This window comes from Propionicimonas sp. (genome assembly GCF_047606205.1).
GTDB lineage: Bacteria > Actinomycetota > Actinomycetes > Propionibacteriales > Propionibacteriaceae > Propionicimonas.
On sequence record NZ_JASGES010000252.1, the window covers coordinates 1 to 23,995 of the forward strand.

Genomic DNA, 23,995 nt, shown 5'->3' on the forward strand with positions numbered 1-23,995 from the left:
CCGGCGCCGCCCCCGGCGGCGCGGTCCGCGCGGAGCGCCGAGCCTGCGGGGCAGCTGCCGAGGACGGCGGAGAGCCGGTCCCCGGCAGCGGAGCCCAGAACCGGCGGTGGGCCGCATCGGCAGCCTCCGAGTGCTCGCTCGGACGCTCGCGGACGTCGGGGATCGCGAGGCCGGCAACGATCGGCAGCACCTCCCGCAGGCAGCCCTGCCGGTCGGCCTCCACAAGCATCCGGCCCAGCCGCGGGTCGACCGGCAGCCGGGCGAGCGTCCGCCCCACCGTGGTCAGCCGGACGGTGCCGTGCGGCGACCGGCCGCCCCCGAGCTCGATCGCGCCGAGTTCGGTGAGCAGCCGCAGGCCGTCGCGCACCTGGGACGCGTCCGGCGCCTCCACGAAGGGGAACCGGGTGATGTCGCCCAGGCCCGCGTCGGCCATCTGCAGGATCACCGAGGCCAGGTTGGTGCGCAGGATCTCCGGCTGGGTGAACTCGGGCCGGGCGGCGAAGTCGTCCTCGCTGTAGAGCCGGATGCACACGCCGGGGCCGAGCCGGCCGCAGCGCCCTGCGCGCTGGTTGGCCGAGGCCTGCGAGATCGGCTCGATCGGCAGCCGTTGCACCTTGGTGCGCGCCGAGTACCTCGAGATCCGCGCGAAGCCGGGGTCGACGACGTACCGGATTCCGGGGACGGTCAGGGAGGTCTCCGCGACGTTGGTGGCCAGGACGATCCTGCGCCCGGTGTGCGGCGTGAACACCCGGTGCTGCTCGGCGACCGAGAGCCGCGCGTACAGCGGGACGATCTCGGTGAACCGGAGGTCCATGCCGTTGAGCGCATCGGCCGCGTCCCTGATCTCCCGCTCACCGGAGAGGAAGACGAGGATGTCCCCGTCCAGGCGTGCGGAGAGTTCGCTGACCGCGTCGCAGATGGCGTCGGTCTGGTCGCGGTCGCGGTCCTCGGCCGTGCCGGCGATCGGCCGGTAGCGGACCTCGACGGGATAGGTGCGCCCGGACACCTCGATCACGGGCGCGCCGTCGAAATGCGCGCTGAAGCGGGCCGTGTCGATCGTCGCGGAGGTGATGATCACCGTCAGGTCCGGACGCCGCGGCAGGAGCTGTTTGAGGTAGCCGAGCAGGAAGTCGATGTTGAGGCTGCGCTCGTGGGCCTCGTCGATGATGATCGTGTCGTAGCGGCGCAGGTCACGATCGTGCGAGATCTCGGCGAGCAGGATGCCGTCGGTCATCACCTTGATCCGGGTCTCCCGGCTGCGCTGGCTGGAGAACCTGACCTGGAATCCCACGGTGTGACCGAGGTCCTCGCCCAGCTCCTCGGCCATCCGTGCGGCGACGCTGCGGGCGGCGATCCGGCGTGGCTGGGTATGACCGATGTGCTGGCGTCCCGCGAGCAGGCAGATCTTCGGCAGCTGCGTGGTCTTGCCCGAGCCGGTCTCCCCCGCCACCACCAGCACCTGGTGCGAACGCAGTGCGCGGGTGATCTCCTCGACGTGCGCGCTGATCGGCAGCGCCTGGTCGAAGGCGATCCGGGGCGGCTCAGCGGTCATGGCCGACCAAGCTTACGCCGCGGGCCGGGTGGCCCGGCGCGGGCCACGGGTCAGGAGCCGTGGCTGTCCCTGGGCCGGATCACGCCGACAGGGCAGCGTCCGTAGCTGAGCAGGCCCCGGATCAGCCCGCCGACCGAGTAGGTCGGGAACGAGGCGTGCACCTCGACGGCCAGCAGGTCGAGTTCCTCGGTACGGCCGACCAGGATGTCCAGCGGGCTGCCGTAGGAGACCTCGAGGGTGACGTCGACGCCGGGATAGTCCTCGGTGATCTCCGAGACCATGTCGGCCATCCGGTTCCGGGTGACGTCCACCGCGGCCTGCTGCTGCTCCGGAGTCGGGTGCCCGCCGCTGAACCAGCGTCCCTGCGGCGCCCGGCAGACGCTGAGCACGACCACGCGACCGCCGTGGTGCGCGCACTCGGTCAGTGCCCACTCCAGCGCCACCGCGCCGCGGGCGGCCGTGTCGACCGCGACCCCGATGACACCGCTGCGCTCGGGCCGCACGACATCGTCGGCCGACACCACGATCACCGGGCAGTGCGACGCCCCCACCACGCCGACGGCCGTGGAGCCGGCGATCGCCTTCTCGCCGGAGCCGGCCGAACGACGACCCACCACCACCAGGGACGCCCTGTCGCTGAGCCGGGTCAGGGCGGCCGCGGGATTGCCGAGGACCACTTCGGTCCGAACCCGGTGTCGCGGCAGTCCTGCGGCGAGCGCATCGTCGACCGCCTTCACGAGCATGGCGGCGGCGCCGTCCCTGATCTCGTCCGGGTCGAACACCACGCCCCAGGCGCTGTTCAGGACGGTGTCGTCGACCGCGTGGACCAGAACGAGCTCCGCCTCCCGCTGGAGGGCCTCCCCGATGCCGTGGGCGAGGGCGCGGTACGAGTCGTCGGACCCGTCGAAGCCGACCACCACCCGGGCCGGGCCAACGTAGGGTCTGAGCATCTCAACTCCTCGGGTGGTCGGCCGACACCGCGCGGCCGGAGTAGGTGAGCGGGGTGATGGCCACGGTCAGGGTCCGCGTCCCGGGCGCCCACGGCACCGGCAACGGGATGTCGGAACGACCGACGTACTCACGGCTCTCGCCCCGCACCAGCACGCTCCACCCGGTAGCGGTCGGGACATCGATGTCGTCCACCTCGAAGGCGACCCGGACCACGCCGGAGAGCTCGCTCATGACGGACTCGGGGTCGACGCGGATCAGGACCTTCTCGCCGACGACGCAGTAGGTCACCGGCAGCACCTGGAGCCCCTCGCCGGAGAGCCAGCAGACGCGTCCCACGCTGTGGCCGCGGATCAGCTGACGGCATTCGTCACCCGAGAGCCGGGTGAAGTGACCACTGTCCATCGCGCGCATGCTAGTCCCTTTCGCCGCCGTCGGAGAGGGGAAGCGCCGAAGTCAGCGGCACTTCGTGGGGACCCGTCAGCGCAGCCATGTCGAGGCGGCCACGATCACGGGGATGGACGCGAGCGTGGACACGAAGATCGCGTCCCGGGCCAGCAGCGTCCGGACGTGGTAGCGGCTGGAGATGAGGTAGATGTTCTGCGCGGTCGGGAGCGCGGCGATCACGGTCACGGCCAGCAGGTCGGACGGCTCCAGCCCGAACACCCAGGCACCCACCGCAAGGGCGATCGCCGGGTGGAGGATCACCTTGATCGGCGTGACCAGCGCGAGTTCTCGGGCATGCGGACCGCGACCGGGCAGCGGATCCAGCCGCAACGAGATGCCGAAGGCGATCAGCATCGCGGGGACCGCCACCCCTCCCACCATGTCGATCGGCTGCCAGAGCACGTCGGGCAGTGTGATCCGCAGGGCGTTCAGGCAGAGGCCGGCGAGGGTCCCGACGGTGATGGGGTTGCGCAGCGGGAGGGTCAGGTACCGCGACCAGCTCAGCCGCCGACCGTCCCTGCGGGCGGCGGCGAGGTCGAGCAGCGCCATCGCCGCCGGCTGCATCACACCGATCTGGATCAGCATGATCGGAGCCATCCAGGTCATGTCGCCGAGCACGTACGCGGCGATCGGCAGGCCCAGGTTCCCCGCATTGGTGTAGACGGAGCACAGGGTGCCGACGACGCGTCCGGGCAGGTCGCCGCGGCCCAACCAGGCCCGCGCCAGACCGAGGTAGACCGCCGCTGAGATCGCGACGGCCAGCGCCGAGACGATCAGCGTGCCGCTGAACAGGTGGCTCAGGTCGGCGCGTGCCACCAGCGAGAACAGCAGAGCGGGCGAGGCGAGGGTGAAGGCGAGCCGCGACAGCATCCGGCGGTGGGCCTCGTCAAGGATCCGGACGTGGGCGGCCAGCCAGCCGACAGCGATCACCGACCAGATGGTCAGGTATCCGCTGAGCGCTGCCTGCACGAGGGTCAGCCTAGGAGACTGCTGAACGATCATGTCCCGGCTGGACCGCCGCGGCGCGCTTTCCGCGAAGTGCCGGTCCGGGCACCGGGAATCCGGGCACGGCGGAGTGCCTACGATGTCCCGGTGCCCGGACGCAACCACCTGATCGACCTCGCCCGCATCTCGTCGATGCTGATCGTCGTCGTGTTCCACAGCCTGCTGTGGCAGGTGCTGCTGGTGGACGGGCAGGTGCAGGTGGTGCCGTGGGCGCCGGGCCCGGTGTTGTGGGCGATCAGCTGGGTGGGGACGATCATCCCGGTGTTCTTCGTCGCGGCCGGCTACGCCAACGCCGTCGTGGTCGACACCTGGCGGGCCGGCGGACAGCCGTACGCGTCCTTCCTCACCCGGCGCGGCAGCCGGCTGCTCGGCCCGATGACGCTCTTCCTCGCCCTGTGCACGGTGGTCGCCAGCGCGGCCGCCTGGGCGGGGCGGGCTGCACAGGCGTCGGCCCTCAGCCGGCAGTTCGCCCAACTGCTCTGGTTCGCGGTGGTCTACGAACTCCTGCTCGCCGCCGCGCCGCTGGCGGTGTGGCTGCACGACCGGTTCGGCGCGTGGGTGATGCTCCCGATGCTGGCCGGCGTCGTGGCGGTCGACGCGGCGGTGCGGGTCACCGGGGACCTCGGCCTGCAGTGGCTGAACCTCGCCCTCGCCTGGCCGTTGGCCCACCAGTGGGGCATCGCCTACCACCGCGGGTGGTTCCGCGGCTGGTCGGTGCGGTGGCTGCTCATCCTCGTCGCCGGCGCCGCGGCCCTGATCGCCGTCCTGGTGTTCGGGTTGGGCTACCCGCCCGCGGCCGTGGCGTGGGCCGACGTCCTGGTGGCGAACCTGCTGCCTCCCACGCTGGCGATCGTCGTCCTCGGCTTCGCCCAGACCTGCCTCCTCGGCCTCGCCGAACGCGCCGGTGTGGCCGCGCGCCTCGGCGAGCGCGCGGCGGGGGTCGTGCGGCTCGCCAACTCGCTGCTCCTCACCGCCTACCTGTGGCACATCCCGGCGATCGTGGTGTCGGCCGGGCTGCTGGTGGGGCTCTCGCTGCTGTGGCCCTGGGCGGCTCCGATCCTGATGAATGCGCTGCTGCTGGTTGCGCTCGTGCTGGTCGTGGTCGCCGCGACGGTGCCCTGGATCGCCCGCGTCGAGCTGCGGCTGATCCCGAGGCTCGGGCCGGGGGTTCCCGCCCGGGGGCTCGCCGAGACCGGGTACGCCCTGTTCGCCGCAGGGACGTGGGCCAGTTGGCAGTTCGGCTCCGTCCTCCACCCGTCGGATCCGCTGGGGGTCCTCGCGGTCGGGATGTTCGCCGCCGGGGCGCTGGTCCTGCGACGGGCGACCACCCGGACGACGCCGACGGCCCCCTCGCCGTCGTAAGCTGGCCGCCCGACCGATCCGGGAGGCGCGATGGATCCCACGGCATGGAACGTCCCGTTCCCGGTGGTGGTCGGCGCGCTGTTCGCGATTGTCATGTGCCGCGCGAACGGCACCTACTGGCTGGGCCGGCTCGGCTCTGCCGGCGCGCGGAGGACCCGGCTGGCGAGGCTGATGGGCTCCGCCGGCTATCGGGCCGCGATCGCCCGGATCGACCGGTACGGCGCCCCCGTGGTCGCGGTGTCGTTCCTGACGATCGGCTTCCAGACCCTGGCGAACCTCGCCGCCGGCGCGACCGGGATGAAGCTGCGGCACTACCTCCCTGCCGTCACGACCGGGTCGCTGGCTTGGGCCCTGCTCTACGCAACCCTGGGCACGGTCGGCGTCGACCTGTTCGGCGACCTGTGGGCGCTCTCCCCTGCCCTGGCGATCGGGCTGGGAGTCGGCGCCGTCGCCGCGATCGTGACGTTCATCGTCGTCCAGCACCGCCGTGGCGTCCGCGCGGTCGACGCACAGGCCGACGACAGCATCCCGGCCTAGGATTCCCGCATGGCCGAGATCAGGAAGTTCGACCCCGCCGCGGGCAGTGCGATCGCCCAGGCCCTCAAGGCCGCCATGGGCGAGCCGGTCCGCCCCGTGGAGCCCGGTGGCGCAGGCGCGGTTCCTCGACGCACCACCGTGGAGCCGCCCTCGACGACGTCCTGGGTGTCACTCCAGGTCAACACGACCAGGTCGGAGGACACCGACGACCCGGACGACGAGTGACCTCAGGGGCAACCTCCACACGCTGCCCGGGAGCGGCCTGGCCGGCTCGCGGGGAGCGGATCACGAAGGGCCGAGCAGCGCGTTGAGGTCCGGCAGGTCCGTGAAGCTGGTGAAGGTTCCCTCTCCGGTGATCTCCGACACCGCGGTGAGGAACCCGCGCCAGGCCGCCTTGGCGAGCATCCCGCCCACGCTGATCCGCCGGACCCCCAGGTCGGCCGCCTCGGCGAAAGTGGTGAACGGTGTGTGGATCAGCAGGTTGACCGGCTTGGGCGCCACGGCGTCGACGATCGCCGACACGTGGTCCACCGAGGTGAGCCACGGCGCGTAGAGGCAGTCCGCTCCGGCCTCGGCATAGGCGCTGAGCCGGCGCACCGTCTCCTCGATGTCGGGCCGGTCCCACACGAAGCCCTCGGACCGGGCGGTCAGCACCACGCCGGATCCGCGGGCGTCGAGGGCGGACCTGGCCGCCCGGATGCGTTCCACGGCCAGGTCGAGGTCGAGCAGCGGGTCGGCCGGATCGCCGGAGAAGTCCTCGATCGACAGCCCGGCGATTCCGGTCCCGATCGCAAGGCCGACGTTGACGGCGAGCTCCTCCGGTGCGATCGCGTAGCCGTTCTGGAAGTCGGCATTCACCGGGAGGTCGACGGCGCCGACGATCGATCGAAGGTGAGCGAGCGTCAGGTCCAGCCCGACGCTGTTGTCCGGCTGACCGATCGACCAGGCGAGGCCGGCGCTGGTGGTCGCCAGCGCCCTGAACCCCATCCGTGCCAGGAGCCTGGCGCTGCCCACGTCCCAGGGGTTCGGCATCACGAAGCAGCCTGCCTCGTGCAGCCGTCGGAACTCCGCAGCCCTCACCTCACCCGACGTCATGGCCCAATCCGTCCCGACACCGCCCTCCCGCCACGCGGGAGGAGAGCCCCGGCGGCAGCGTAGGCGCGTCCTCCAGGCCGGTCAACGGAGCTGGGGAGCGGGCGATGCGCTGGGCAACAGGCCTCCCCTGCCCATCCAGCGGCCGGGTTCGGCAAGCGGCTCGAACCCGTACCGGGCATAGAGGCCGTGCGCGTCCGCCGTGGCGAGCAACGTGCGTCGCACGCCGAGTGCGTCCAGATCGGCCACCACACCCTCGATGAGGAGTTTGCCGATCCCGTCTCCCCGCACCTGTGGGGAGACGAACACGTCACAGAGCCATGCGAAGGTCGACGCGTCCGTGATCACCCGCGCGTAGGCGACCTGCCGGCCGGAGCCGCTGTCGTGCACGCTGTAGTTGCGCGAGGCGTCGATCGCGGCGTCCTGGACCTCGCGGGTCCGGCCGAGTGCCCAGTAGGCCTGTTCGCTCAGCCACCGGTGCACCAGCACCCGGTCGACCTCGGAGGTGTCCGTCGAGAACGAGTAGTCGGGCTTCAGCACCCGAGGATCGTAGCCGCCGGGAACGCGCACGAGGCGGCCGGGTCATCGACCCGGCCGCCTCGTGGCAACGGTCAGCTGCAGCCGCTGGTGGAGCCGCAGCCCTCGCAGATGTAGCAGGAGCCGGAGCGCCGCATCTTCGTACCGCAGGTGAGGCACAGCGGGGCGTCGACGCTCAGACCGGAGAGCTTCTCGAGCACCTCGGCGGTCGAGTGGGCACTGACCTCGACCAGCGCCGGCTGGTTCGGACCGTCCTCGTGCACCCGGACGTCGTCGGCGGCGTCGTTCTTCAGCGACTCCGACTCGATCAGCTCGGCCTCGTCCTCCTCCGACAGGTACCGCCCGGTCTCGACGTAGCGGGCCCGCTCGGCCGCAGTGTGGATGCCCAGCTCCGCACGCTCGTCGAACGACAGGTAGTCCAGCGCGAGCCTGCGGAAGATGTAGTCCATGATCGACTGCGCCATCCGCACGTCCGGGTCGTCGGTCATGCCGGCCGGCTCGAACTTCAGGTTCGTGAACTTCTGCACGAACTGCTCCAGCGGCACGCCGTACTGCAGGCCGATGGAGACCGCGATCGAGAACGCGTCCATCACCCCGGCCAGGGTCGAGCCCTGCTTGCCGAGCTTCAGGAACACCTCGCCCAGGTTGCCGTCGTCGTACTGGCCCGACGTCATGTAGCCCTCTGCGCCCGCGACCGAGAAGGAGGTGGTGCGGCTGATCCGTGACTTCGGCAGGCGCTTGCGACGCGGCCGGTACTCGATCCGCACCTCCTGCTCCGGCTTCTCCACGGTCTTGCCGCTGTCCGCCTTGGCGTCGCTCAGCGGCTGGCCCACCTTGCAGTTGTCGCGGTAGACGGCCAGCGCCTTGAGGCCGAGCTTCCACCCCTGGAGGTAGACGTCGGCGATCTCCTCGACACTCGCGGTCTCGGGCAGGTTCACCGTCTTGCTGATCGCACCGGAGAGGAACGGCTGCACCGCGGCCATCATCCGCACGTGGCCCATCGGACGGATCGAGCGCTGGCCCATCGCGGTGTCGAACACCTCGTAGTGCTCCGGCTTCAGCCCCGGCGCGTTCACGACGTGGCCGTTGGTGGAGATGTACTCGACGATGGCCTCGATGGTCTCCTCGGCGTAGCCGAGCTTGGTCAGCGCCCGCGGGATCGTCTGGTTGACGATCTGCATCGAACCACCACCGACCAGCTTCTTGAACTTCACCAGCGAGAAGTCCGGCTCGATGCCCGTGGTGTCGCAGTCCATCATGAAGCCGATCGTCCCGGTCGGCGCCAGGACGGACGCCTGCGCGTTGCGGAAGCCGTTCTTCGCCCCGAGCGAGACGACCTTCTCCCACTCCAGACCCGCTGCCTCGTGGATCGGCTTGTCGAGTTCGGTGTAGGTCCGCACGTCGTCGTTGGCCGCCTGGTGCTTCCGCATCACCCGCTGGTGCGCGGACGCGTTGCGGGCGTAGCCGTTGTACGGGCCGACCACCCCGGCGAGTTCGGCGGAACGACGGTAGGACACACCGGTCATCAGCGAGGTGATCGAGGCGGCGAGCGCCCGTCCGCCCTCGGAGTCGTAGCCACGGCCGACCGCCATCAGCAGTGCGCCGAGGTTGGCGTACCCGATGCCGAGCTGGCGGAAGTTCCGCGTGGTCTCGCCGATCGGCTCGGTCGGGAAGTCCGCGAAGCAGATCGAGATGTCCATCGCCGTGATCACCAGTTCGACGGCCTTGGTGAACAGGTCGACATCGAAGGTGTCGTCGTCACGCAGGAACTTCAGCAGGTTCAGGCTGGCCAGGTTGCAGGAGGAGTTGTCGAGGCTCATGTACTCGCTGCACGGGTTCGATGCGGTGATCCGGCCGGACTCCGGATTGGTGTGCCAGGCGTTGATCGTGTCGTCGTACTGCAGGCCGGGATCCGCGCACTCCCAGGCGGCCTGGGAGATCTTGGCGAACAGGTCGCGGGCATCGACGGTCTCGATGACCTCGCCGGTCTTGCGGGCCCGCAGCCCGAACTCCCCACCCTCCTCGACGGCACGCATGAACTCGTCGTTCACGCGGACGGAGTTGTTGGCGTTCTGGTACTGGACGCTGACGATGTCCTTGCCGCCCAGGTCCATGTCGAAGCCGGCGTCCCGCAGCGCGCGGATCTTGTCCTCCTCGCGCGCCTTGGTCTCGACGAACTCGTAGATGTCGGGGTGGTCCACGTCGAGGACGACCATCTTCGCCGCGCGGCGGGTGGCGCCGCCGGACTTGATGGTGCCGGCGGAGGCGTCCGCACCGCGCATGAACGAGACCGGGCCCGAGGCCGTGCCGCCGGAGGACAGCAGCTCCTTGGACGAGCGGATCCTCGACAGGTTGAGACCGGCGCCGGACCCGCCCTTGAAGATGAACCCCTCCTCCTTGTACCAGTTCAGGATCGAGTCCATCGAGTCGTCGACGCTCAGGATGAAGCAGGCGCTCACCTGCTGCGGGCTGGTCGTCCCGACGTTGAACCACACCGGGGAGTTGAAGCTGAAGTACTGGTGCAGCAGCATCCAGGTGATCTCGTGGGCGAAGATCTCGGCGTCCTCGGGGGCGGCGAAGTAGCCGTTCTCCTCGCCGGCGGCCCGATAGGTGTTCACCACGCGGTCGATCAGCGTGCGCAGGCTCGCCTCCCGCTGCGGGGTGCCCAGGGCGCCGCGGAAGTACTTCGTGGTGACGATCGTCGAGGCGTTGAGGCTCCAGAAGTCGGGGAACTCCACCCCCCGCTGCTCGAAGACGTGCTCGCCGGTCTTCCAGTTCGTCTGGACGACGTCGCGGCGCTCCCAGGTGACCTCGTCGTAGGGGTGCACGCCCGCGGTCGTGAACACGCGGTTGATCTTGAGGCCCGGCGTCTTCCGGCCGCCTCTCGCGGTGGCCTTGACGGTCTCGGTCATGGTGCTGCCTTTCGATATCCGGAGGGTGAGAGGGGGGTTGTCAGTGCGAGACGAGCGCCTGCTGGCGCAGCGTCTCGATCTCGGCCTCGAAATCCTCGACCGAGTCGTAGTGCTTGTAGACGGACGCGAACCGCAGGTAGGCGACGGAGTCGAGCTCGCGGAGCGGACCCAGGATGGCCAGGCCGACGTCGTCGGCGGGGATCTCGGCCTGCCCGCTCGCGCGCAGGGTCTCCTCGACCCGCTGCCCGAGCCGGGCCAGGTCGGCCTCCGAGACCGGGCGGCCCTTGCAGGCCTTCGCGACACCGGTGACGACCTTCTCCCGGGAGAACGGCTCGACCACTCCGGAACGCTTCACGACCACGAGCTGCATCTGTTCGAGCGTGGTGAACCGTCGCTCGCACTGGGGACACTGGCGGCGCCGGCGAATGCTCGTGCCGTCCTCGGCGACGCGACTGTCGAGGACCCGGGTGTCGGTGTGGCGGCAGAACGGGCAGTGCACTTCCGGCTCCTCTCCTGATGGCGACGGTGGATCGAGCTGTGGATAAACCTGTGCATCTCTACCACTACTTGTGGACGAACCACAGCCGTGTAACTACTACATGTAGAGGTTATGCCGCTGGACGCCCCCTGGCAACACCCGGCGTGTCGGCGTGTTGGCGGGGTGCCTGCGTGAAATTGCCGACGCCGACCGGCCCCGCGGTGCCGGTCGGCGTCGAGGCGCTCGGTCAACCCTGGGTGACCACCGCGGCGACATCGGGCGCCACCGGAATCGGCGCGTCGCTGACCGAGAGGAAGCCGACAACGAGGGCCGCAGCCGAGAGGGCGACGACCGCGAGGAAGAACAGCACGACGACGGCCACCCCCCGATCGGTGAGCTGCCAGTCGCTGCGCCGGGACGCCCCGGCCGGTCGCGCCGCCGCCGGAACAGCCTGCACCGGCGGCGCGACCACACCGAGCGGGCGACCACCCGGGAGGCCGGTGGCCGGACGGGCCTGCGGCGACCGCTCGACGTGACGCCACCTGCCGGGCTGGGGCGCGGTCGTGGGGACCGGGACGAGCAGGTCTTCAAGCAGCAGGGCGCTCATGGTTACTCCTCGGTACTCGCACAGGTGTTCGATAACTGTTCTACCCCGGCCCGGGCGCCGGGTCAAGCAGATTCGAACAATTGTTCGCCCGCGTGTCGGACTGACTGAAGTCTCACAGCTGCCACTGACAGTCCGTCCCGGCCGGTTCCCGCGAGGCGGGCGAGGAGCTCAGGCGCGTGCCAACGCGACCTCCTGCGGATCGTCCTTGCTGTTGGCCACCAGCAGGTGCCAGCCCTCGCCGTCATGACGCAGCAGGCTCCAGCACCCGGTGCGCGGCGGCACGTGATCCACCTGACCGGGGCCGGGGGTGAGGTGGTTCAGGAGCTGCCGGATCACCGCGTCGTGACTGACCACGACCACGGGCGTCGGCCCGTCCGGGCGGACGAGGTCGGCAAGGGCCGCGGCCGCCCGCTCGAAGACCGCCGTCGCCGGCTCGACCCCGGGAGCGGCGTCCAGCGACCCGAACTCCGCGACCACCTCCGCCTTGACCGCCCCGTCGAATCGTCCGTAGGCACGGTCGGCGAGGCGATCGTCGATCTCCACCGTGACGCCCGCCGCGTCCGCGACCGGCGCTGCCGTCGCCACCGCCCTGCGCAGCGGGCTGGCGACCACCCTGGCCGGCGCCAGCGCGCCGAGCAGCCGGCCGAGATCCCTGGCTTCGGCGACACCGACGAGGTCGAGGTCCGGGTCGAGGCGTCCCCGCAGCCGGCCGGCGGCGTTCATGGCGGTCCTGCCGTGCCGGCAGAGGTAGATGTCGACCGCCTCCGGGCCGCTCGCCTCTTCGATCACGAATCCCATCTCCGTACCCTCTCGCTCACCCGGACCCGCGGTGGGTCCGGAAGGGCGCCGTGGCCGGCGGAGCGGACGGGGACGAGGGCCCCCACCCGTGGCGGCCGGACGGCGCACCGGGTAGGGACCGTTGGTCGCAGAGGCGACGGTTCTGAGGAGGGCGAGCCCCACCGCCCACGTACGACTCTAGCCCCGCCCCCGCAGAACCCGCGAGGCGAAGCCGCGACACGTCGAACATGTGTTTGATTCGGCGTCGTTCCCGGGCTAGCTTGCTGTCCATGGCGACCACGGCAGAACCCCCGGCCCGCAGGCGCGGCCGTCCGCGCAAGGAAGACATCGCAGCGCAACTGGGCAAGAAGGTCAGCCAACTGCCCGACGGCCCGGTCGACAGCGAGGGCCTGACGGTACGTCAGCGCAAGATCCTCGAGGTGATCAGGGACGACCTGGTCAGCAGGGGCTATCCGCCCACGATCCGCGAGATCGCCGACCGCGCGGGCCTGGCGTCCTCGTCCTCCGCCGCGCACCAGTTGAAGGTGCTGCAGGCGAAGGGCTTCATCTTCCGCGACCCGCACCGTCCGCGCGCCCTCGAGGTGCGGCTGCCCGAGACGCTCTCGGTGAGCGGCGTCCCGGTCCTGGAGCCGGTCGAGCCCGACCTGCCCGCGCCGAGCGCGCCGTCTGTCCGGGTGCCGATCGTCGGCCGCATCGCCGCGGGCGGTCCGATCCTGGCCGAGCAGGTGGTCGAGGACGTGTTCACGCTGCCGCGCCAGCTCGTCGGGGAGGGGACGCTGTTCCTGCTCGAGGTGAAGGGCGACTCGATGGTGGATGCGGCGATCTGCGACGGGGACTACGTGGTCGTGCGGCAGCAGCCCGACGCGAGCAACGGCGACATCGTCGCCGCCCTGATCGAGGACGAGGCGACCGTGAAGACCCTCAAGCGCACGCTCGACGCGGTCTGGCTGCTCCCGCACAACCCGGCCTACCAGCCCATCGACGGCACCAACGCCACGATCATGGGCAAGGTGGTGGCCGTCCTGCGGAGGGTCTAGGAGACTGCCCCCTAGCGGTCCGCGTCCCGCTCCGGGTGAGACCGGGAGCCGGACGGACCAGGTGCGCGGACGCCTCGGCGATCACACCCTGGTCGTCACCGTGCGGGCCCCCGCCGTGACCGAGGGGGCATGCACGCGGGGGCTGAGGACACTCACCAGTCCGCTGGGCTGCCGTCCAGCGGACGCGACGCCCGTCAGCCACGCGACCCTGGTAGACATTCCCGACGTCGCGCCGGCGCGAGCCGGAGCTCCCTGAGGTGCTGAAGGAGTTGCAGGTGGACGGGGAGGTACGCACAGCGCGCCTGGTGCTGCGCTCACCGTCATCGTCTGATGCTCCGGGCCTGTTCGACGTTTTCGGTGACCCCGCGGTGTGGCGCCACTACCCCGGCCTGCGGCATCGCAGCCTCGACCAGACGAGCGAGATGATCGCCTCCTGGCAACGCGGATGGGAACTCGACGGACTCGGCGTCTGGATCGTTCGCCTCGCCGGCAGCGAGCGCATCATCGGGTCTGGTGGCTGTTCGGTGTGGCGAGGGTCCGTCTGGAACCTTGGCTACCGGATCGCCGCCGATCAGCAGGGCCGCGGCTTCGCCACCGAACTCTCCCGTGCCGCGGTGGAGCACGCCGCGAGACGGGATCCTTCGATGCCGGTGGTCGCGTACATGGTCGAACACAACCGCGCATCGACGAGAGTGGCCGAGAAACTCGGTTTCACGCTTGTGCAGCGCGTCCTTGATCCGGGCAACCCCGACCCACAGGTGCACCGCCTGGTCTATGCCGACCGCACCCTCGACGACATCCACCGCGAACAGACGGCTCGGTGAAGCCGCGCCACCGACCGAGCGCCACCCTTCCTGACCAACGCGCAGCAGTCCTGTCCAGAGCTGGTGTCCCGGCGCCGGCCCTCGATGCCGGCGCGGCGTCAGCGACGCGGTCGGGCGACCCCGAACCACCACGCGAGCCAGCCGCCCGCCACGATCAGCAGGACCCCGGGAACCAGGAACGGCCAGGGATTCAGCAGTTCCGAGCAGCTGATCGTCGTGGCGGAGGTCGCGCAGCGCTCCCCGGGCCCACCCAGGTTCGACAGGCCCACCATGGTCGGCAGCACGCCCAGCCCTGGCACCACGGCGAGCGCGGCGGCCGACCGCGAACCGGGCAGGGCGACGCCAACGACCGCGAGGACGACGGCGGCGGCCAGCGCGAAGACGCCGATCGAGAGGATGCCCACAACACCGAGGCCGGCGAGGACGCCGACCGTGCCCCACAGGCCGAAGGCCCAGGCCGGCGGTCTCATCATCGCTCCCTCCCGGGTCCGAGCCTAGGAGACTGGCCCGGCCCTGACCGGCCCGCTTCCTGCAGCCGGCGCAACGCCCCGATCGCCGTCTCGCGGTCGGTCGTCATCCAGAAGTCCGGCATGGATGCCTTCAGGAAGGTGCCGTAGCGGGCCGTCACCAGGCGCGGGTCGAGGACGGCGACCACACCCCGGTCCGTGAGGGTACGGATCAGCCGGCCCGAGCCCTGGGCGAGCAGCAGGCCGGCATGGGTGGCCGCGACCGCCATGAAGCCGTTTCCGCCCGCCTCGGCCACCGCCTGCTGCCGTGCCTGCATCAGCGGGTCGTCCGGCCGCGGGAAGGGGATCTTGTCGATGATCACCAGCCGGCAGGTGTCGCCCGGCACGTCGATGCCCTGCCACAGCGACAGCGTCCCGAACAGTGAGGCCTCCTCGTCCTCGATGAACTCCGCGGTGAGCCGGGCCAGGTGAGCGTCGCCCTGACACAGCACCAGTCGCTCGGGCACATGCTCGCGGCAGTACCGGGCGGCGGCCTCCGCCGCGCGCTGCGAGGCGAACAGGCCGAGCGTGTGGCCGTCCGCCGCCCACAGCAACTCGGCGATCTCGGCGAGTGCGTCCGCCGCGATCCCTTCCCGGGTGGGCGGCGCCACGTGCTTCGCCACGTAGAGGATGCCCTGGCTGCGATAGGCGAACGGCGAGCCGACATCCACCCCGCGCCAGGGGACGCCCTCCTCACCGCTCAGACCCATCGACGCCGCCACCGAGCGGAAGTCTCCGCCGATCTTCAGGGTCGCGGAGGTGAGCACGACCGGGTGGTTCTCGAAGACCTGGTTGCGCAGCAGCCCGGCCACCGACAGCGGCGCGCCGTTGACCTGCCGTCCGAACCGCTCGGACTCCGAGGTCCACACGACGTCGTGCTCGTCGAGCTTCGCCATCCGCTCGGCGATGTCGAAGACCTCCTGAGCCGCCGCCTGGGCCTGCCGCCGATCGGTCTCTTCGTCCTTGCCGCCGGCCAGACCGCTGACCGCGGCCCTGGCCGCCTGCCTCAGCAGGCGTAGGGACGCGACGATCTCGGCCTCCGGGTCGAGGACGCGGCCGATCTCGCCCGCGTCCAGCCCCCGCTGCAGCGAGTCTGCCGCGTCGAGGAAGGCGACCCCGACGTCGTCACTGAGCCAGGTCAGGCAGCGTCGAGCCACTCTCTCGACGTGGGCGGGGGTGAGCTCCACCGAGGCGGCCCCGGTCACGCGGCCGACCAGTTCGTGCGCCTCGTCGATCACGAGGGCGTCGTACTCGGGCAGCGCCGTCCCGCCGTGCAGGGCGTCGACGGCCAGCAACGCGTGATTGGTGACCACGAGCTGGCTGGCCCGGGCACGGTCCCGCGACTTCTCGACCAGGCACTCTGCTCCGTAGGGGCAGCGCTGCACCCCGAGGCACTCGCGGACCGGCACCGAGACCTGCGCCCACGCCGGCTGGGTGTGCGGCGGTGCGTCGTCCCGGTCGGCCAGCCGTCCGGCCCCGGCCTCCTCCTCGGCCCAGCGTCGCAGCGCGACCACCTCAGCTCCCACACCCGTGGTCTCCCCCGGCTCCGGAAGCAGCGCGTCCTGCTCTGACCCGGCACCGTCACGGACGCGCAGGAGACATGCGTAGTTGGTGCGGCCCTTCAGGATCGCGTGGCTGACCTTCGCCCCGGTCACCTCCGCGCAGGCCGCCGCCGCGGCAGGGATGTCCTTGCCCGACAGCTGCGCCTGCAGCGCGAGCGTCGCCGTGGCGATGACGATCCGTGCCTCGGGGTTCTCCACGAGGTTCGCCAGCGCCGGAGCGAGGTAGCCGAGCGACTTCCCCGTCCCGGTGCCCGCCTGGACGAGCAGATGTTCGCCGTGGTCGAAGGTCCGGGTGACCTCGCCGGCCATCCTCGCCTGTCCCGGACGGGGCTGGCCGCCGATGCGGGACACCGCCGCAGCGAGAATCCGCGACGACAGGTCCTCAGGCATGGGTGGCGTAGCGCGCGAGCTCCCCGGCGAGATCCGCGTTCACCCTGGCCACGACGAGCGTGCCGTGCTCGGTGTGCTCGGAGTCCAGGAACTCACCGTCCCGGTGGATCCGGTTGATCAGGTCGCCGCGATCGTAGGGCACCAGCGCGCGCACCTCGATCTCCGGGCGCGGCAGCCGCTGCTCCACCCGGTCCCGCAGATCGTCGATCCCCACTCCGGTGCGCGCCGAGACGAACACCGCATCGGGGTAGCGGCCGCGCAGGGCCAGCAACGTATCCGGCTGCGCGGCGTCGATCTTGTTCACCACCAACTGCTCGGGGACTCCCGCGGCGCCGATGTCGGCCAGCACCGTGCGCACCGCGGCGACCTGGCCGAACGGGTCGGGATCGGAGCCGTCCACGACGTGCAGCAGCAGGTCGGCCGACGTCGATTCCTCCAGCGTCGACCGGAACGCCTCGACGAGGTCGTGCGGGAGGTGGCGGATGAACCCCACCGTGTCGGTCAGGGTGTACACCCGGCCGTCGGACGCGGCCGAGCGCCGCGTGGTCGGATCGAGGGTCGCGAACAGCGCATCCTCGACCAGAACGCCCGCGCCGGTGAGCCGGTTCAGCAGCGAGCTCTTGCCTGCGTTCGTGTAGCCGACGATCGCGACGCTCGGCACCTGGTTGCGGGTGCGCTGCGAGCGCTTGGTGTCGCGGACGGACTCCAGCTCGCGCAGTCGCCGGCGCAGGACGGCGATGCGCGTCTTGATCCGGCGTCGGTCGGTCTCGATCTTCGTCTCGCCCGGCCCCCGGCCGCCGATCCCCGCGCCGCCGGCGGCACGCCCGCCGGCCTGCCGGGAGAGGTTGCCGCCCCAGCCCCGCAGCCGCTGGCGCAGGTACTGCAGCTGCGCGAGCTCGACCTGGGCCTTTCCCTCGGCGCTCTTGGCGTGCGACGCGAAGATGTCGAGGATCAGGGCGGTCCGGTCGATCACCTTCACCCCGACCCGGTCCTCGAGGTTGCGGAGTTGGGCAGGCTCGAGTTCTCCGTCGCAGATCACCGTGTCCGCGCCGGTCGCGACCACGACCTGGCGCAGCTCGTCCACCTTGCCGCGCCCGATGAAGGTGGCGGGGTCCGGCGTGCCGCGGCGCTGGACGAGGCCCTCCAGGACCTGCGAACCGGCGGTCTCGGCCAGCAGCTTCAGTTCGGCCATCGCGTTGTCCGCGTCCACCTCGCTGCCGGTCGTCCACACGCTGACCAGCACCACGCGCTCCAGCTGGAGCTCGCGGTACTCGACCTCGCTGATGTCGGCGAGCTGGGTCGACATGCCGGCGACCCGGCGTAGCGACAGGCGCTCGGCGAGGTCGAGCTGGTCACCGTCGGGGCTCAGCTCCTCGGGGTCGATCCCTGCGGGTTCGTACGTCATCGTCCTCAACTCGGAAGGGTGCAGGTGCCGCGGGCGACGATCTCGGCGGGCCCGGTGAGCACCGCCTCCTCACCGTCGAGGTCGACCTCCAGGGTGCCGCCCGGGACGTCGACGACGCAGTGGGCGGCGTCACCCATCGCCGCGGCGGCCGCGACCACGCCGGTGCCGCAGGAGCAGGTCTCCCCCACGCCGCGTTCGTGGACGCGGAGCCGGAGGTGGCCGGGCCCCTGCCGGACGACGAACTCCGCGTTCACGCCGTGCGGGAACGCGTCGGCGGGGTGCCAGGTCGGCGTGTGGGTGAGGTCGAGGTCGACCAGCGTGCGGACGGACGACACGTCGGCGACGGCGTGCGGGTTGCCGACGTCGACGCGACGAGCGCGCCAGCTGTCGGTGCCGAGCCGCAGCACGACGGTCTCGCCGACCCGCACCGGGCCCATGGTCACCGCCACGCGGCCGTCCGGCAGGAACCGGCCGGTGCGCAGCCCGGCCCTGGTGGCGACCGTGACCAGCGGCCCGGAGGCCAGGCCCTCCTCGGCGAGATAGCGGACGAAGACCCGCAGCCCGTTGCCGCACATCTCGGCGATCGAGCCGTCGGCGTTGCGGTAGTCCATGAACCAGTGCGCGTCGTCGTGCTCGTGGCCGGGGACGAGCTCTGAGCGCACCACCCTGAGGATGCCGTCCGCCCCGATGCCGCCCCGCCGGTCGCACAGGAATCGCACCTGGTCGTCGGTCAGCTCGTACAGGTTGTCCGGGTCCGCGAACAGCACGAAGTCGTTGCGGGTGCCGTGGCCCTTCGCGAAATCGATGTGCATGCTCACTCCTCCGGGTGTCCCTGCACGATACCGCGCAACGCTGACGCGACCACATCCGCTGCGTCCGGGCCGGCGGCCAACCAGCGGATCCGGGGGTCCCGCCGGAACCAGGCCAGCTGCTTGCGCGAGAAGCGCCGGGTGCCGGTGATCGTGGCCCGCCGGGCTTCGTCCGCGGTGAGGTCGCCGTCGAGGTGGGCGAGCACCTGCCGGTAACCGAGTGCCCGGGAGGCCGTCCTGCCGTCGCGGAGGCCACGCCCGACCAGCGCCTCGACCTCGGCGACCAGGCCGTCGCGCCACATCTGGTCGACCCGCTCCTCGATCCGGGCGTCCAGGACCTCACGAGGGAGCTCGAGACCGAACTGCAGCACGTCGTCGAGCGCGTACTCCCAGCCCGGCAGGCGGGCGGTGAAGCTGCCGGTGAGCTCGATCACCTCCAGGGCGCGGACGGTTCGGCGGCCGTTGCCGGGCAGGATGCCGGCGGCCACCTGGGGAGCGAGCGCGGCCAGGCGGGCGTGCAGCGCGGGCGCTCCGACCTCGGCGAGCTCTGCCTCCAGCCGGGTCCGGACGCCGGCATCGGTCGCCGGGAACTCGAAGGCGTCCAGGACGGCGTGGACGTACAAGGCGGAGCCACCGGCCAGGATCGGCACGACGCCGCGCCCGCGGCACTCGGCGATCGCGCCCCGGGCCAGCACCTGGAAGTCGGCCACACTGGCCGACTCGCTGACCTCCATGATGTCGATCAGGTGGTGCGGCACACCGCCCCGCTCGGCGGGCGTGGGTTTGGCCGTCCCGATGTCCATGCCGCGGTAGACCAGCATCGAGTCGGCGTTCACCACCTCCGCAGGGATCCCGGACCCTGCCAGGTTGTGCGCGAGGGCGACGGCCACGGCTGTCTTGCCGCTGGCCGTGGGCCCGTTCAGCGCCACCACCGGAATCGTCACGTCCGGCATTCTCCCAAAGTTCGGCGGACGGGTTCTTGGCAGGACCCTGCGCGGGGCCCACAATGGAGGTCGCAGCCGGGAACGTCTCGGCGCCGGGAGCAGAAAGGAGGTCGCATGGACATCGTCGATCAGATCAAGGGTGCCGTGGCCGGCCACGAAGCTGAAGTCGCAGAAGGTATCGAGAAGATCGGTGACCTCGTCGACGAGAAGACCGGCGGCCAGTACGCGGCCCAGGTGGACCAGGCCCAGCAGTTCCTCAAGGACCAGCTGGGGGGCACTGCCCAGTAACCGGATCCACTGATCTGGACGCGGAACGAGCTTTCCGCACAACGACGAAACCCGAGGGGTCGACCGGATGGTCGGCCCCTCGGCCGTTGCCCGGGCTGCCGGACCCGATCCCGGGCACCCCGCGCATCCGATGCTTCCGTCCCGCGCAGCCGTGGACCATCCCCGCGCGGCGTGGACCATCCCCGCGCGGCGGGCGCGGACGCCCTGTCGTGAAGAGCGCCCGGGAGGACGCGGCTCAGGCGCGGACGAGGCGGGGGATGCCGAGCCCGGTGACCGGCTTCGCCGCCTGGGGGGCGGCGGTGCGAAGCTGCCACGCCTCGCCCCCCCGAGTGCGACGCAGGTCGTGCAGCCCCCCGTCCGCGTTCAGGTGGTGCGGCGCGGCGTAGGTGACCTCCACCTCGGCGATGTCACCCGGGCGTGGCCGCAGCGCGAGGTCCTCGGGGACCCCGACATGGACGAGGCGGTTGTCCCTCGCCCGGCCCGACATCCGGTGGGTGGCGGCGTCCTTGCGTCCCTCGCCGTCGGCGAACAGCACCTCGACCCGCTGCCCGACCAGGGCGCGGTTCTCCTGCCAGGCCACCTCGCCGACGAGGTCGACCAGCCGCTCGTAGCGCTCCTGCACGATCGCGCGCGGCACCTGGTCGGGCATGGTCGCCGCCGGTGTGCCCGGACGGATCGAGTACTGGAAGGTGAACGCCGCGGAGAACCGGGAGGCGCGGACCACGTCCATCGTGGCCTCGAAGTCCGCGTCGGTCTCGCCGGGGAACCCGACGATGATGTCGGTGGTGATCGCGGCGTGCGGGATAGCCGTCCGCACCCGGTCGAGGATGCCGAGGAACTTCTCGCTGCGGTAGGAGCGCCGCATCGCCTTCAGGATGCGATCCGACCCCGACTGCAGGGGCATGTGCAGGCTCGGCATCACGTTCGGCGTCTCGGCCATCGCGGCGATCACGTCATCGGTGAAGGCCGCCGGGTGCGGGGAGGTGAACCGGACCCGCTCCAGGCCCTCGATCCCCCCGCAGGCACGCAGCAGCTTGGCGAAGGCGCCCCTGTCGCCGAACTCGACACCGTAGGTGTTCACGTTCTGGCCCAACAGCGTGATCTCCTGGACGCCGTCGGCGACCAACGCCTCGATCTCGGCGAGCACGTCCCCGGGACGGCGGTCGTTCTCCTTGCCCCGCAGCGAAGGGACGATGCAGAAGGTGCAGGTGTTGTTGCAGCCCACGCTGATCGAGACCCAGGCGGCGTACGCGGAGTCGCGCCGGGTCGGCAGGGTGGAAGGGAACCGTTCCAGCGACTCCAGGATCTCGACCTGGGCCTCCTCGTTGACCCGCGCGCGTTCGAGCAGGACGGGGAGTGAGCCGAGGTTGTTCGTGCCGAACACCACGTCCACCCACGGCGCGCGGTCGACGACGCTCTGGCGGTCCTTCTGGGCCATGCAGCCACCCACGGCGATCTGCATGCCGGGCCGCGACTGCTTGACCGGGGCGAGGTGGCCGAGGTTGCCGTAGAGCCGGTTGTCGGCGTTCTCGCGCACCGCGCAGGTGTTGAACACGACCACGTCGGCCTGCTCGCCGTCGGCCGCGGCCGCGTACCCGGCGTCCAGCAGGACGCCAGCGATCCGCTCGGAGTCGTGGACGTTCATCTGGCACCCGTAGGTGACCACTTCGAAAGTGCGTGCTGACAAGGCCCTGTTCCCACCTCGGCGGACGTGAAGCCGCAACTCTACCGGCTCACTTGGCCAGCGCCACGGCCCGCGATTCCCGTACCACCGTCACCTTGATGCTGCCCGGGTAGGTCAACTCCTCCTCCACCCGCTTGGCGATGTCCCTGGCGATCACCTGCGACTGCGCGTCGCTGACCAGTTCCGGAGCCACCATCACCCGGATCTCGCGGCCGGCCTGCATCGCGAACACCTTGTCGACGCCCTCGTGCTCCTTCGCGATGTCCTCGAGGCGCTGGAGCCGCTTCACGTAGATCTCCAGGCTCTCCCTTCGCGCCCCGGGACGGCTGCCGCTGATCGCGTCCGCCGCCTGGGTGAGGACGGCTTCCACGGTGCGCGGCTCGACCTCGTTGTGGTGGGCCTCGATGGCGTGGACGATGTCCGGGTGCTCGCCGTGCCTGCGGGCCAGGTCGGCGCCGACCTTCGCGTGCGACCCCTCCGCCTCGTGGGTGAGCGCCTTGCCGATGTCGTGCAGGAAGGCCGCGCGCTTGCAGGTCTCGACGTCGAGCCCGAGTTCCGCCGCGAGCAGCGCGGCGATGTGGCCGCACTCGACGAGGTGCCGCAGGACGTTCTGCCCGTAGGACGTGCGGTACTGCAGGGAACCGAGGATCGGCAGGAGCCCGGGAGCGAGGTCGGTGATGCCCATCTCGATCAGCGCATCCTCCGCTGCCCGGATGCACAGCTCGTCGACGCTCCGCCTGCTGCGCTCGTGCACCTCCTCGATCCGTGCGGGATGGATGCGCCCGTCGGCGACCAGCTCGGTGAGCGTGAGCCGTGCCGTCTCCCTGCGAACCGGGTCGAAGCAGGACAGCAGCACGCTCTCCGGAGTGTCGTCGATGAGCACGTTGACGCCGGTGATCTGTTCGAACGCCCGGATGTTGCGGCCCTCGCGACCGATGATGCGGCCCTTCATCTCGTCGCTGGGCAGCGGGACGGTGGCGACGACCGACTCGGTGGTCTGCTCGGCCGCGAGCCGCTGGATGCTGGTGACGACGATGCGCCGTGCGGTCGCGTCCGCCGTCCGACGGGCCTCGGACTCGATCTCCCTGGTCAGCTGGGCCGCGTGCAGCCGGGACTCCTTCTCGACCTGAGCCATCAACTCCGCCCTGGCGTCATCGGAGGACAGCCCCGCCACCGCGGCCAGGGCCTCGGCGCGTTCGGCCTCCGCCTCCTCCAGTCGGGCCTCGCGCCGGTCGAGGCCGGCGGCGATCCCGTCGAGGTGGGACTCGCGATTGTGCACTTCCTCCAGATACCGGTTCAGCCGGTCCTCCCGCTCGGCGAGGAGCTCCTCCCTGCGGTCCACCGCCTGGCGCCGAGCCTTCAGCTCCTCGTCCTGAACCGCGGGCACCGGGGCAACCGGCACGCCAGGAGTGATCGGACGCCGCGCCCCCCGGCCGGCCCGCCGTGGGTCCGGACGCCTGCCCTGACGGCCGGGCGGGGTCGCCCCGCGAAGGACCACGCCGAGCAGCACGACGAGGGCGACCAGGACGATCGCGAGGATCACCACCAGCACGGTGAGAAGAGCTGTCGGTTCCATCGCGTCCTCCTCGAGCGTGAGCGGAGGCGCCGCAGGATCCGTCCTCAAGCGTCCACGACCGTGCAGTGCGCACAGCCGTGCCGACGGCAGACCCGACCCGACGGGGCCGGGTCGGCGTATCGCGGGGTTTCAGTCCCCAGTCATGGTCAATCAGTCGCTCAGGAGTGGGTCCGCGGGCGCACCCATGGGCAGGCTAGGACGGCCCGGGTCATTCCGCAAGCTCCGGGACATCGTCGAGATCGGCCAGCTCGGCGAGCACCTCGCGAGTCACCTGCGCCACGACCGACGCGGCGAAGCCGCGGCGGGCGAGCGCACCGGCCAGCCTGCGGTACCGCACCTGGGGATCGAGGGCCCGCATCGACGCGGCCTTGCGCTCGGCGAAGCCACGTGCCACCAGATAGTCGTTGTCCCCGTCGAGCTCGGCCAGCACGCCTTCGACCACGTCCCGATCGACTCCTTTGGTCGCCAGCTCCGCCAGGAGGGCTCGGCGGCTCTTGTGTCGCCTCTCCCCCGCCGCGAGCCAGTCGCGGGCGAACACGGCGTCATCAACCAGGCCGACATCCGTGAGCCGGTCCAGGACCTCCCGTACGACCTCCGCCGGCACGTTCCTGCGAGCCAGCGCACGCTCCAGTTCCGCCCGCGTCCGCGCCCGCACGGTCAGTTGGCGCAGAGCGATCTCGCGTGCCACCGATACC

At 71.1% G+C, this 23,995-nt stretch carries 24 protein-coding genes; 6 read left to right on the forward strand and 18 right to left on the reverse strand.

The genetic code is table 11. From position 1 onward, the window contains the following. From hrpA to QM633_RS15620, 4 genes are all read right to left on the reverse strand, one after another. On the reverse strand, positions 1 to 1,552 hold a 1,552-nt coding region (gene hrpA / locus QM633_RS15605; protein WP_415154686.1), incomplete at its 3' end, for an ATP-dependent RNA helicase HrpA. A gap of 50 nt (positions 1,553 to 1,602) precedes the next feature. Continuing rightward, on the reverse strand, positions 1,603 to 2,502 hold the full coding sequence (locus QM633_RS15610; protein WP_415154687.1) for a universal stress protein: 900 nt from the start codon (positions 2,500 to 2,502) through the stop codon (positions 1,603 to 1,605). Between the two features lies 1 nt (position 2,503). Then, the gene (locus QM633_RS15615; protein ID WP_415154691.1) at positions 2,504 to 2,905 is read right to left on the reverse strand and encodes a pyridoxamine 5'-phosphate oxidase family protein; all 402 of its coding nucleotides are present in this window, start codon (positions 2,903 to 2,905) and stop codon (positions 2,504 to 2,506) included. A gap of 75 nt (positions 2,906 to 2,980) precedes the next feature. Further along, complete coding sequence (locus tag QM633_RS15620) at positions 2,981 to 3,949, reverse strand: AEC family transporter (RefSeq protein WP_415154693.1); 969 nt, start codon at positions 3,947 to 3,949, stop codon at positions 2,981 to 2,983. Positions 3,950 to 4,039: 90 nt separating this feature from the next. On the opposite strand from QM633_RS15620, the gene QM633_RS15625 reads away from it, so the two are divergent. The 3 genes from QM633_RS15625 to QM633_RS15635 are packed head-to-tail and all read left to right on the forward strand — an operon-like array spanning position 4,040 to position 6,076. Next, positions 4,040 to 5,314 carry an acyltransferase family protein gene (locus QM633_RS15625; RefSeq protein ID WP_415154695.1) on the forward strand — a complete coding sequence of 425 codons (1,275 nt, stop codon included), beginning with the start codon at positions 4,040 to 4,042 and terminating at the stop codon, positions 5,312 to 5,314. Positions 5,315 to 5,344: 30 nt separating this feature from the next. After that, positions 5,345 to 5,851 carry a DedA family protein gene (locus QM633_RS15630; RefSeq protein ID WP_415154697.1) on the forward strand — a complete coding sequence of 169 codons (507 nt, stop codon included), beginning with the start codon at positions 5,345 to 5,347 and terminating at the stop codon, positions 5,849 to 5,851. A gap of 9 nt (positions 5,852 to 5,860) precedes the next feature. Further along, positions 5,861 to 6,076 (forward strand): hypothetical protein, encoded by a 216-nt coding sequence (locus QM633_RS15635; protein WP_415154699.1) that lies wholly within the window; start codon positions 5,861 to 5,863, stop codon positions 6,074 to 6,076. A gap of 60 nt (positions 6,077 to 6,136) precedes the next feature. Here QM633_RS15635 and QM633_RS15640 read toward each other — a convergent pair whose 3' ends face one another. The 6 genes from QM633_RS15640 to QM633_RS15665 all read right to left on the reverse strand — a co-directional run bounded on the left by QM633_RS15640 (position 6,137) and on the right by QM633_RS15665 (position 12,275). Further along, positions 6,137 to 6,946 carry an isocitrate lyase/PEP mutase family protein gene (locus QM633_RS15640; protein ID WP_415154701.1) on the reverse strand — a complete coding sequence of 270 codons (810 nt, stop codon included), beginning with the start codon at positions 6,944 to 6,946 and terminating at the stop codon, positions 6,137 to 6,139. 81 nt (positions 6,947 to 7,027) lie between these two features. Next, positions 7,028 to 7,483 (reverse strand): GNAT family N-acetyltransferase, encoded by a 456-nt coding sequence (locus QM633_RS15645; protein WP_415154703.1) that lies wholly within the window; start codon positions 7,481 to 7,483, stop codon positions 7,028 to 7,030. Positions 7,484 to 7,554: 71 nt separating this feature from the next. After that, complete coding sequence (locus QM633_RS15650; protein WP_415154705.1) at positions 7,555 to 10,392, reverse strand: vitamin B12-dependent ribonucleotide reductase; 2,838 nt, start codon at positions 10,390 to 10,392, stop codon at positions 7,555 to 7,557. Between the two features lie 40 nt (positions 10,393 to 10,432). After that, positions 10,433 to 10,891: a transcriptional regulator NrdR gene (gene nrdR / locus QM633_RS15655; protein ID WP_415154707.1), complete on the reverse strand. Its 459-nt coding sequence runs from the start codon at positions 10,889 to 10,891 to the stop codon at positions 10,433 to 10,435. A 226-nt stretch (positions 10,892 to 11,117) separates the two neighbouring features. Beyond that, positions 11,118 to 11,477: a hypothetical protein gene (locus QM633_RS15660; RefSeq protein WP_415154709.1), complete on the reverse strand. Its 360-nt coding sequence runs from the start codon at positions 11,475 to 11,477 to the stop codon at positions 11,118 to 11,120. Between the two features lie 168 nt (positions 11,478 to 11,645). Next, positions 11,646 to 12,275 carry a histidine phosphatase family protein gene (locus QM633_RS15665; protein WP_415154711.1) on the reverse strand — a complete coding sequence of 210 codons (630 nt, stop codon included), beginning with the start codon at positions 12,273 to 12,275 and terminating at the stop codon, positions 11,646 to 11,648. Between the two features lie 269 nt (positions 12,276 to 12,544). Here QM633_RS15665 and lexA point away from each other — a divergent pair, with 269 nt between their 5' ends. Both lexA and QM633_RS15675 read left to right on the forward strand, forming a co-directional pair. Next, positions 12,545 to 13,312 (forward strand): transcriptional repressor LexA, encoded by a 768-nt coding sequence (gene lexA / locus QM633_RS15670; RefSeq protein WP_415154713.1) that lies wholly within the window; start codon positions 12,545 to 12,547, stop codon positions 13,310 to 13,312. A 257-nt stretch (positions 13,313 to 13,569) separates the two neighbouring features. Continuing rightward, complete coding sequence (locus tag QM633_RS15675; protein ID WP_415154715.1) at positions 13,570 to 14,136, forward strand: GNAT family N-acetyltransferase; 567 nt, start codon at positions 13,570 to 13,572, stop codon at positions 14,134 to 14,136. 98 nt (positions 14,137 to 14,234) lie between these two features. Here QM633_RS15675 and QM633_RS15680 read toward each other — a convergent pair whose 3' ends face one another. Genes QM633_RS15680 through miaA form a run of 5 tightly spaced genes read right to left on the reverse strand, consistent with a single transcriptional unit; the run spans position 14,235 to position 19,761 of the window. After that, positions 14,235 to 14,609: a hypothetical protein gene (locus QM633_RS15680; protein WP_415154717.1), complete on the reverse strand. Its 375-nt coding sequence runs from the start codon at positions 14,607 to 14,609 to the stop codon at positions 14,235 to 14,237. After that, complete coding sequence (locus tag QM633_RS15685) at positions 14,606 to 16,594, reverse strand: ATP-dependent DNA helicase (protein WP_415154719.1); 1,989 nt, start codon at positions 16,592 to 16,594, stop codon at positions 14,606 to 14,608. The genes QM633_RS15680 and QM633_RS15685 overlap by 4 nt, the downstream gene beginning before the upstream one ends. Then, the gene (hflX, locus tag QM633_RS15690; RefSeq protein WP_415154721.1) at positions 16,587 to 17,999 is read right to left on the reverse strand and encodes a GTPase HflX; all 1,413 of its coding nucleotides are present in this window, start codon (positions 17,997 to 17,999) and stop codon (positions 16,587 to 16,589) included. Before hflX ends, QM633_RS15685 begins: the two co-directional genes overlap by 8 nt. Before the next feature lie 5 nt (positions 18,000 to 18,004). After that, a complete protein-coding gene (dapF, locus tag QM633_RS15695) occupies positions 18,005 to 18,811 on the reverse strand; it encodes a diaminopimelate epimerase (RefSeq protein ID WP_415154723.1) in 807 nt (268 codons plus the stop codon). Between the two features lie 2 nt (positions 18,812 to 18,813). Beyond that, entirely contained in the window at positions 18,814 to 19,761 is a 948-nt protein-coding gene (gene miaA / locus QM633_RS15700) for a tRNA (adenosine(37)-N6)-dimethylallyltransferase MiaA (RefSeq protein WP_415154725.1), read from the reverse strand. A 105-nt stretch (positions 19,762 to 19,866) separates the two neighbouring features. Here miaA and QM633_RS15705 point away from each other — a divergent pair, with 105 nt between their 5' ends. Further along, on the forward strand, positions 19,867 to 20,040 hold the full coding sequence (locus QM633_RS15705) for an antitoxin (protein WP_415154727.1): 174 nt from the start codon (positions 19,867 to 19,869) through the stop codon (positions 20,038 to 20,040). Positions 20,041 to 20,275: 235 nt separating this feature from the next. Here QM633_RS15705 and miaB read toward each other — a convergent pair whose 3' ends face one another. The 3 genes from miaB to QM633_RS15720 all read right to left on the reverse strand — a co-directional run bounded on the left by miaB (position 20,276) and on the right by QM633_RS15720 (position 23,988). Beyond that, the gene (miaB, locus tag QM633_RS15710; RefSeq protein ID WP_415154745.1) at positions 20,276 to 21,685 is read right to left on the reverse strand and encodes a tRNA (N6-isopentenyl adenosine(37)-C2)-methylthiotransferase MiaB; all 1,410 of its coding nucleotides are present in this window, start codon (positions 21,683 to 21,685) and stop codon (positions 20,276 to 20,278) included. Between the two features lie 88 nt (positions 21,686 to 21,773). Then, on the reverse strand, positions 21,774 to 23,300 hold the full coding sequence (gene rny / locus QM633_RS15715; protein ID WP_415154729.1) for a ribonuclease Y: 1,527 nt from the start codon (positions 23,298 to 23,300) through the stop codon (positions 21,774 to 21,776). Between the two features lie 208 nt (positions 23,301 to 23,508). Further along, complete coding sequence (locus QM633_RS15720; RefSeq protein ID WP_415154731.1) at positions 23,509 to 23,988, reverse strand: regulatory protein RecX; 480 nt, start codon at positions 23,986 to 23,988, stop codon at positions 23,509 to 23,511. Positions 23,989 to 23,995: the final 7 nt, after the last annotated feature.

What these genes read in the sequence shown, in the direction of transcription:
- QM633_RS15650 (WP_415154705.1), bottom strand. Translation starts at nt 10,392, where the DNA reads ATGACCGAGACCGTCAAGGCCACCGCGAGAGGCGGCCGGAAGACGCCG.
- QM633_RS15705 (WP_415154727.1), top strand. Translation starts at nt 19,867, where the DNA reads ATGGACATCGTCGATCAGATCAAGGGTGCCGTGGCCGGCCACGAAGCT.
- rny (WP_415154729.1), bottom strand. Translation starts at nt 23,300, where the DNA reads ATGGAACCGACAGCTCTTCTCACCGTGCTGGTGGTGATCCTCGCGATC.
- QM633_RS15615 (WP_415154691.1), bottom strand. Translation starts at nt 2,905, where the DNA reads ATGGACAGTGGTCACTTCACCCGGCTCTCGGGTGACGAATGCCGTCAG.
- QM633_RS15640 (WP_415154701.1), bottom strand. Translation starts at nt 6,946, where the DNA reads ATGACGTCGGGTGAGGTGAGGGCTGCGGAGTTCCGACGGCTGCACGAG.
- QM633_RS15610 (WP_415154687.1), bottom strand. Translation starts at nt 2,502, where the DNA reads ATGCTCAGACCCTACGTTGGCCCGGCCCGGGTGGTGGTCGGCTTCGAC.
- QM633_RS15680 (WP_415154717.1), bottom strand. Translation starts at nt 14,609, where the DNA reads ATGATGAGACCGCCGGCCTGGGCCTTCGGCCTGTGGGGCACGGTCGGC.
- QM633_RS15620 (WP_415154693.1), bottom strand. Translation starts at nt 3,949, where the DNA reads ATGATCGTTCAGCAGTCTCCTAGGCTGACCCTCGTGCAGGCAGCGCTC.
- QM633_RS15665 (WP_415154711.1), bottom strand. Translation starts at nt 12,275, where the DNA reads ATGGGATTCGTGATCGAAGAGGCGAGCGGCCCGGAGGCGGTCGACATC.
- QM633_RS15685 (WP_415154719.1), bottom strand. Translation starts at nt 16,594, where the DNA reads ATGCCTGAGGACCTGTCGTCGCGGATTCTCGCTGCGGCGGTGTCCCGC.
- QM633_RS15630 (WP_415154697.1), top strand. Translation starts at nt 5,345, where the DNA reads ATGGATCCCACGGCATGGAACGTCCCGTTCCCGGTGGTGGTCGGCGCG.
- lexA (WP_415154713.1), top strand. Translation starts at nt 12,545, where the DNA reads ATGGCGACCACGGCAGAACCCCCGGCCCGCAGGCGCGGCCGTCCGCGC.
- miaB (WP_415154745.1), bottom strand. Translation starts at nt 21,685, where the DNA reads ATGAACGTCCACGACTCCGAGCGGATCGCTGGCGTCCTGCTGGACGCC.
- QM633_RS15660 (WP_415154709.1), bottom strand. Translation starts at nt 11,477, where the DNA reads ATGAGCGCCCTGCTGCTTGAAGACCTGCTCGTCCCGGTCCCCACGACC.
- dapF (WP_415154723.1), bottom strand. Translation starts at nt 18,811, where the DNA reads ATGCACATCGATTTCGCGAAGGGCCACGGCACCCGCAACGACTTCGTG.
- miaA (WP_415154725.1), bottom strand. Translation starts at nt 19,761, where the DNA reads ATGCCGGACGTGACGATTCCGGTGGTGGCGCTGAACGGGCCCACGGCC.
- hflX (WP_415154721.1), bottom strand. Translation starts at nt 17,999, where the DNA reads ATGACGTACGAACCCGCAGGGATCGACCCCGAGGAGCTGAGCCCCGAC.
- QM633_RS15635 (WP_415154699.1), top strand. Translation starts at nt 5,861, where the DNA reads ATGGCCGAGATCAGGAAGTTCGACCCCGCCGCGGGCAGTGCGATCGCC.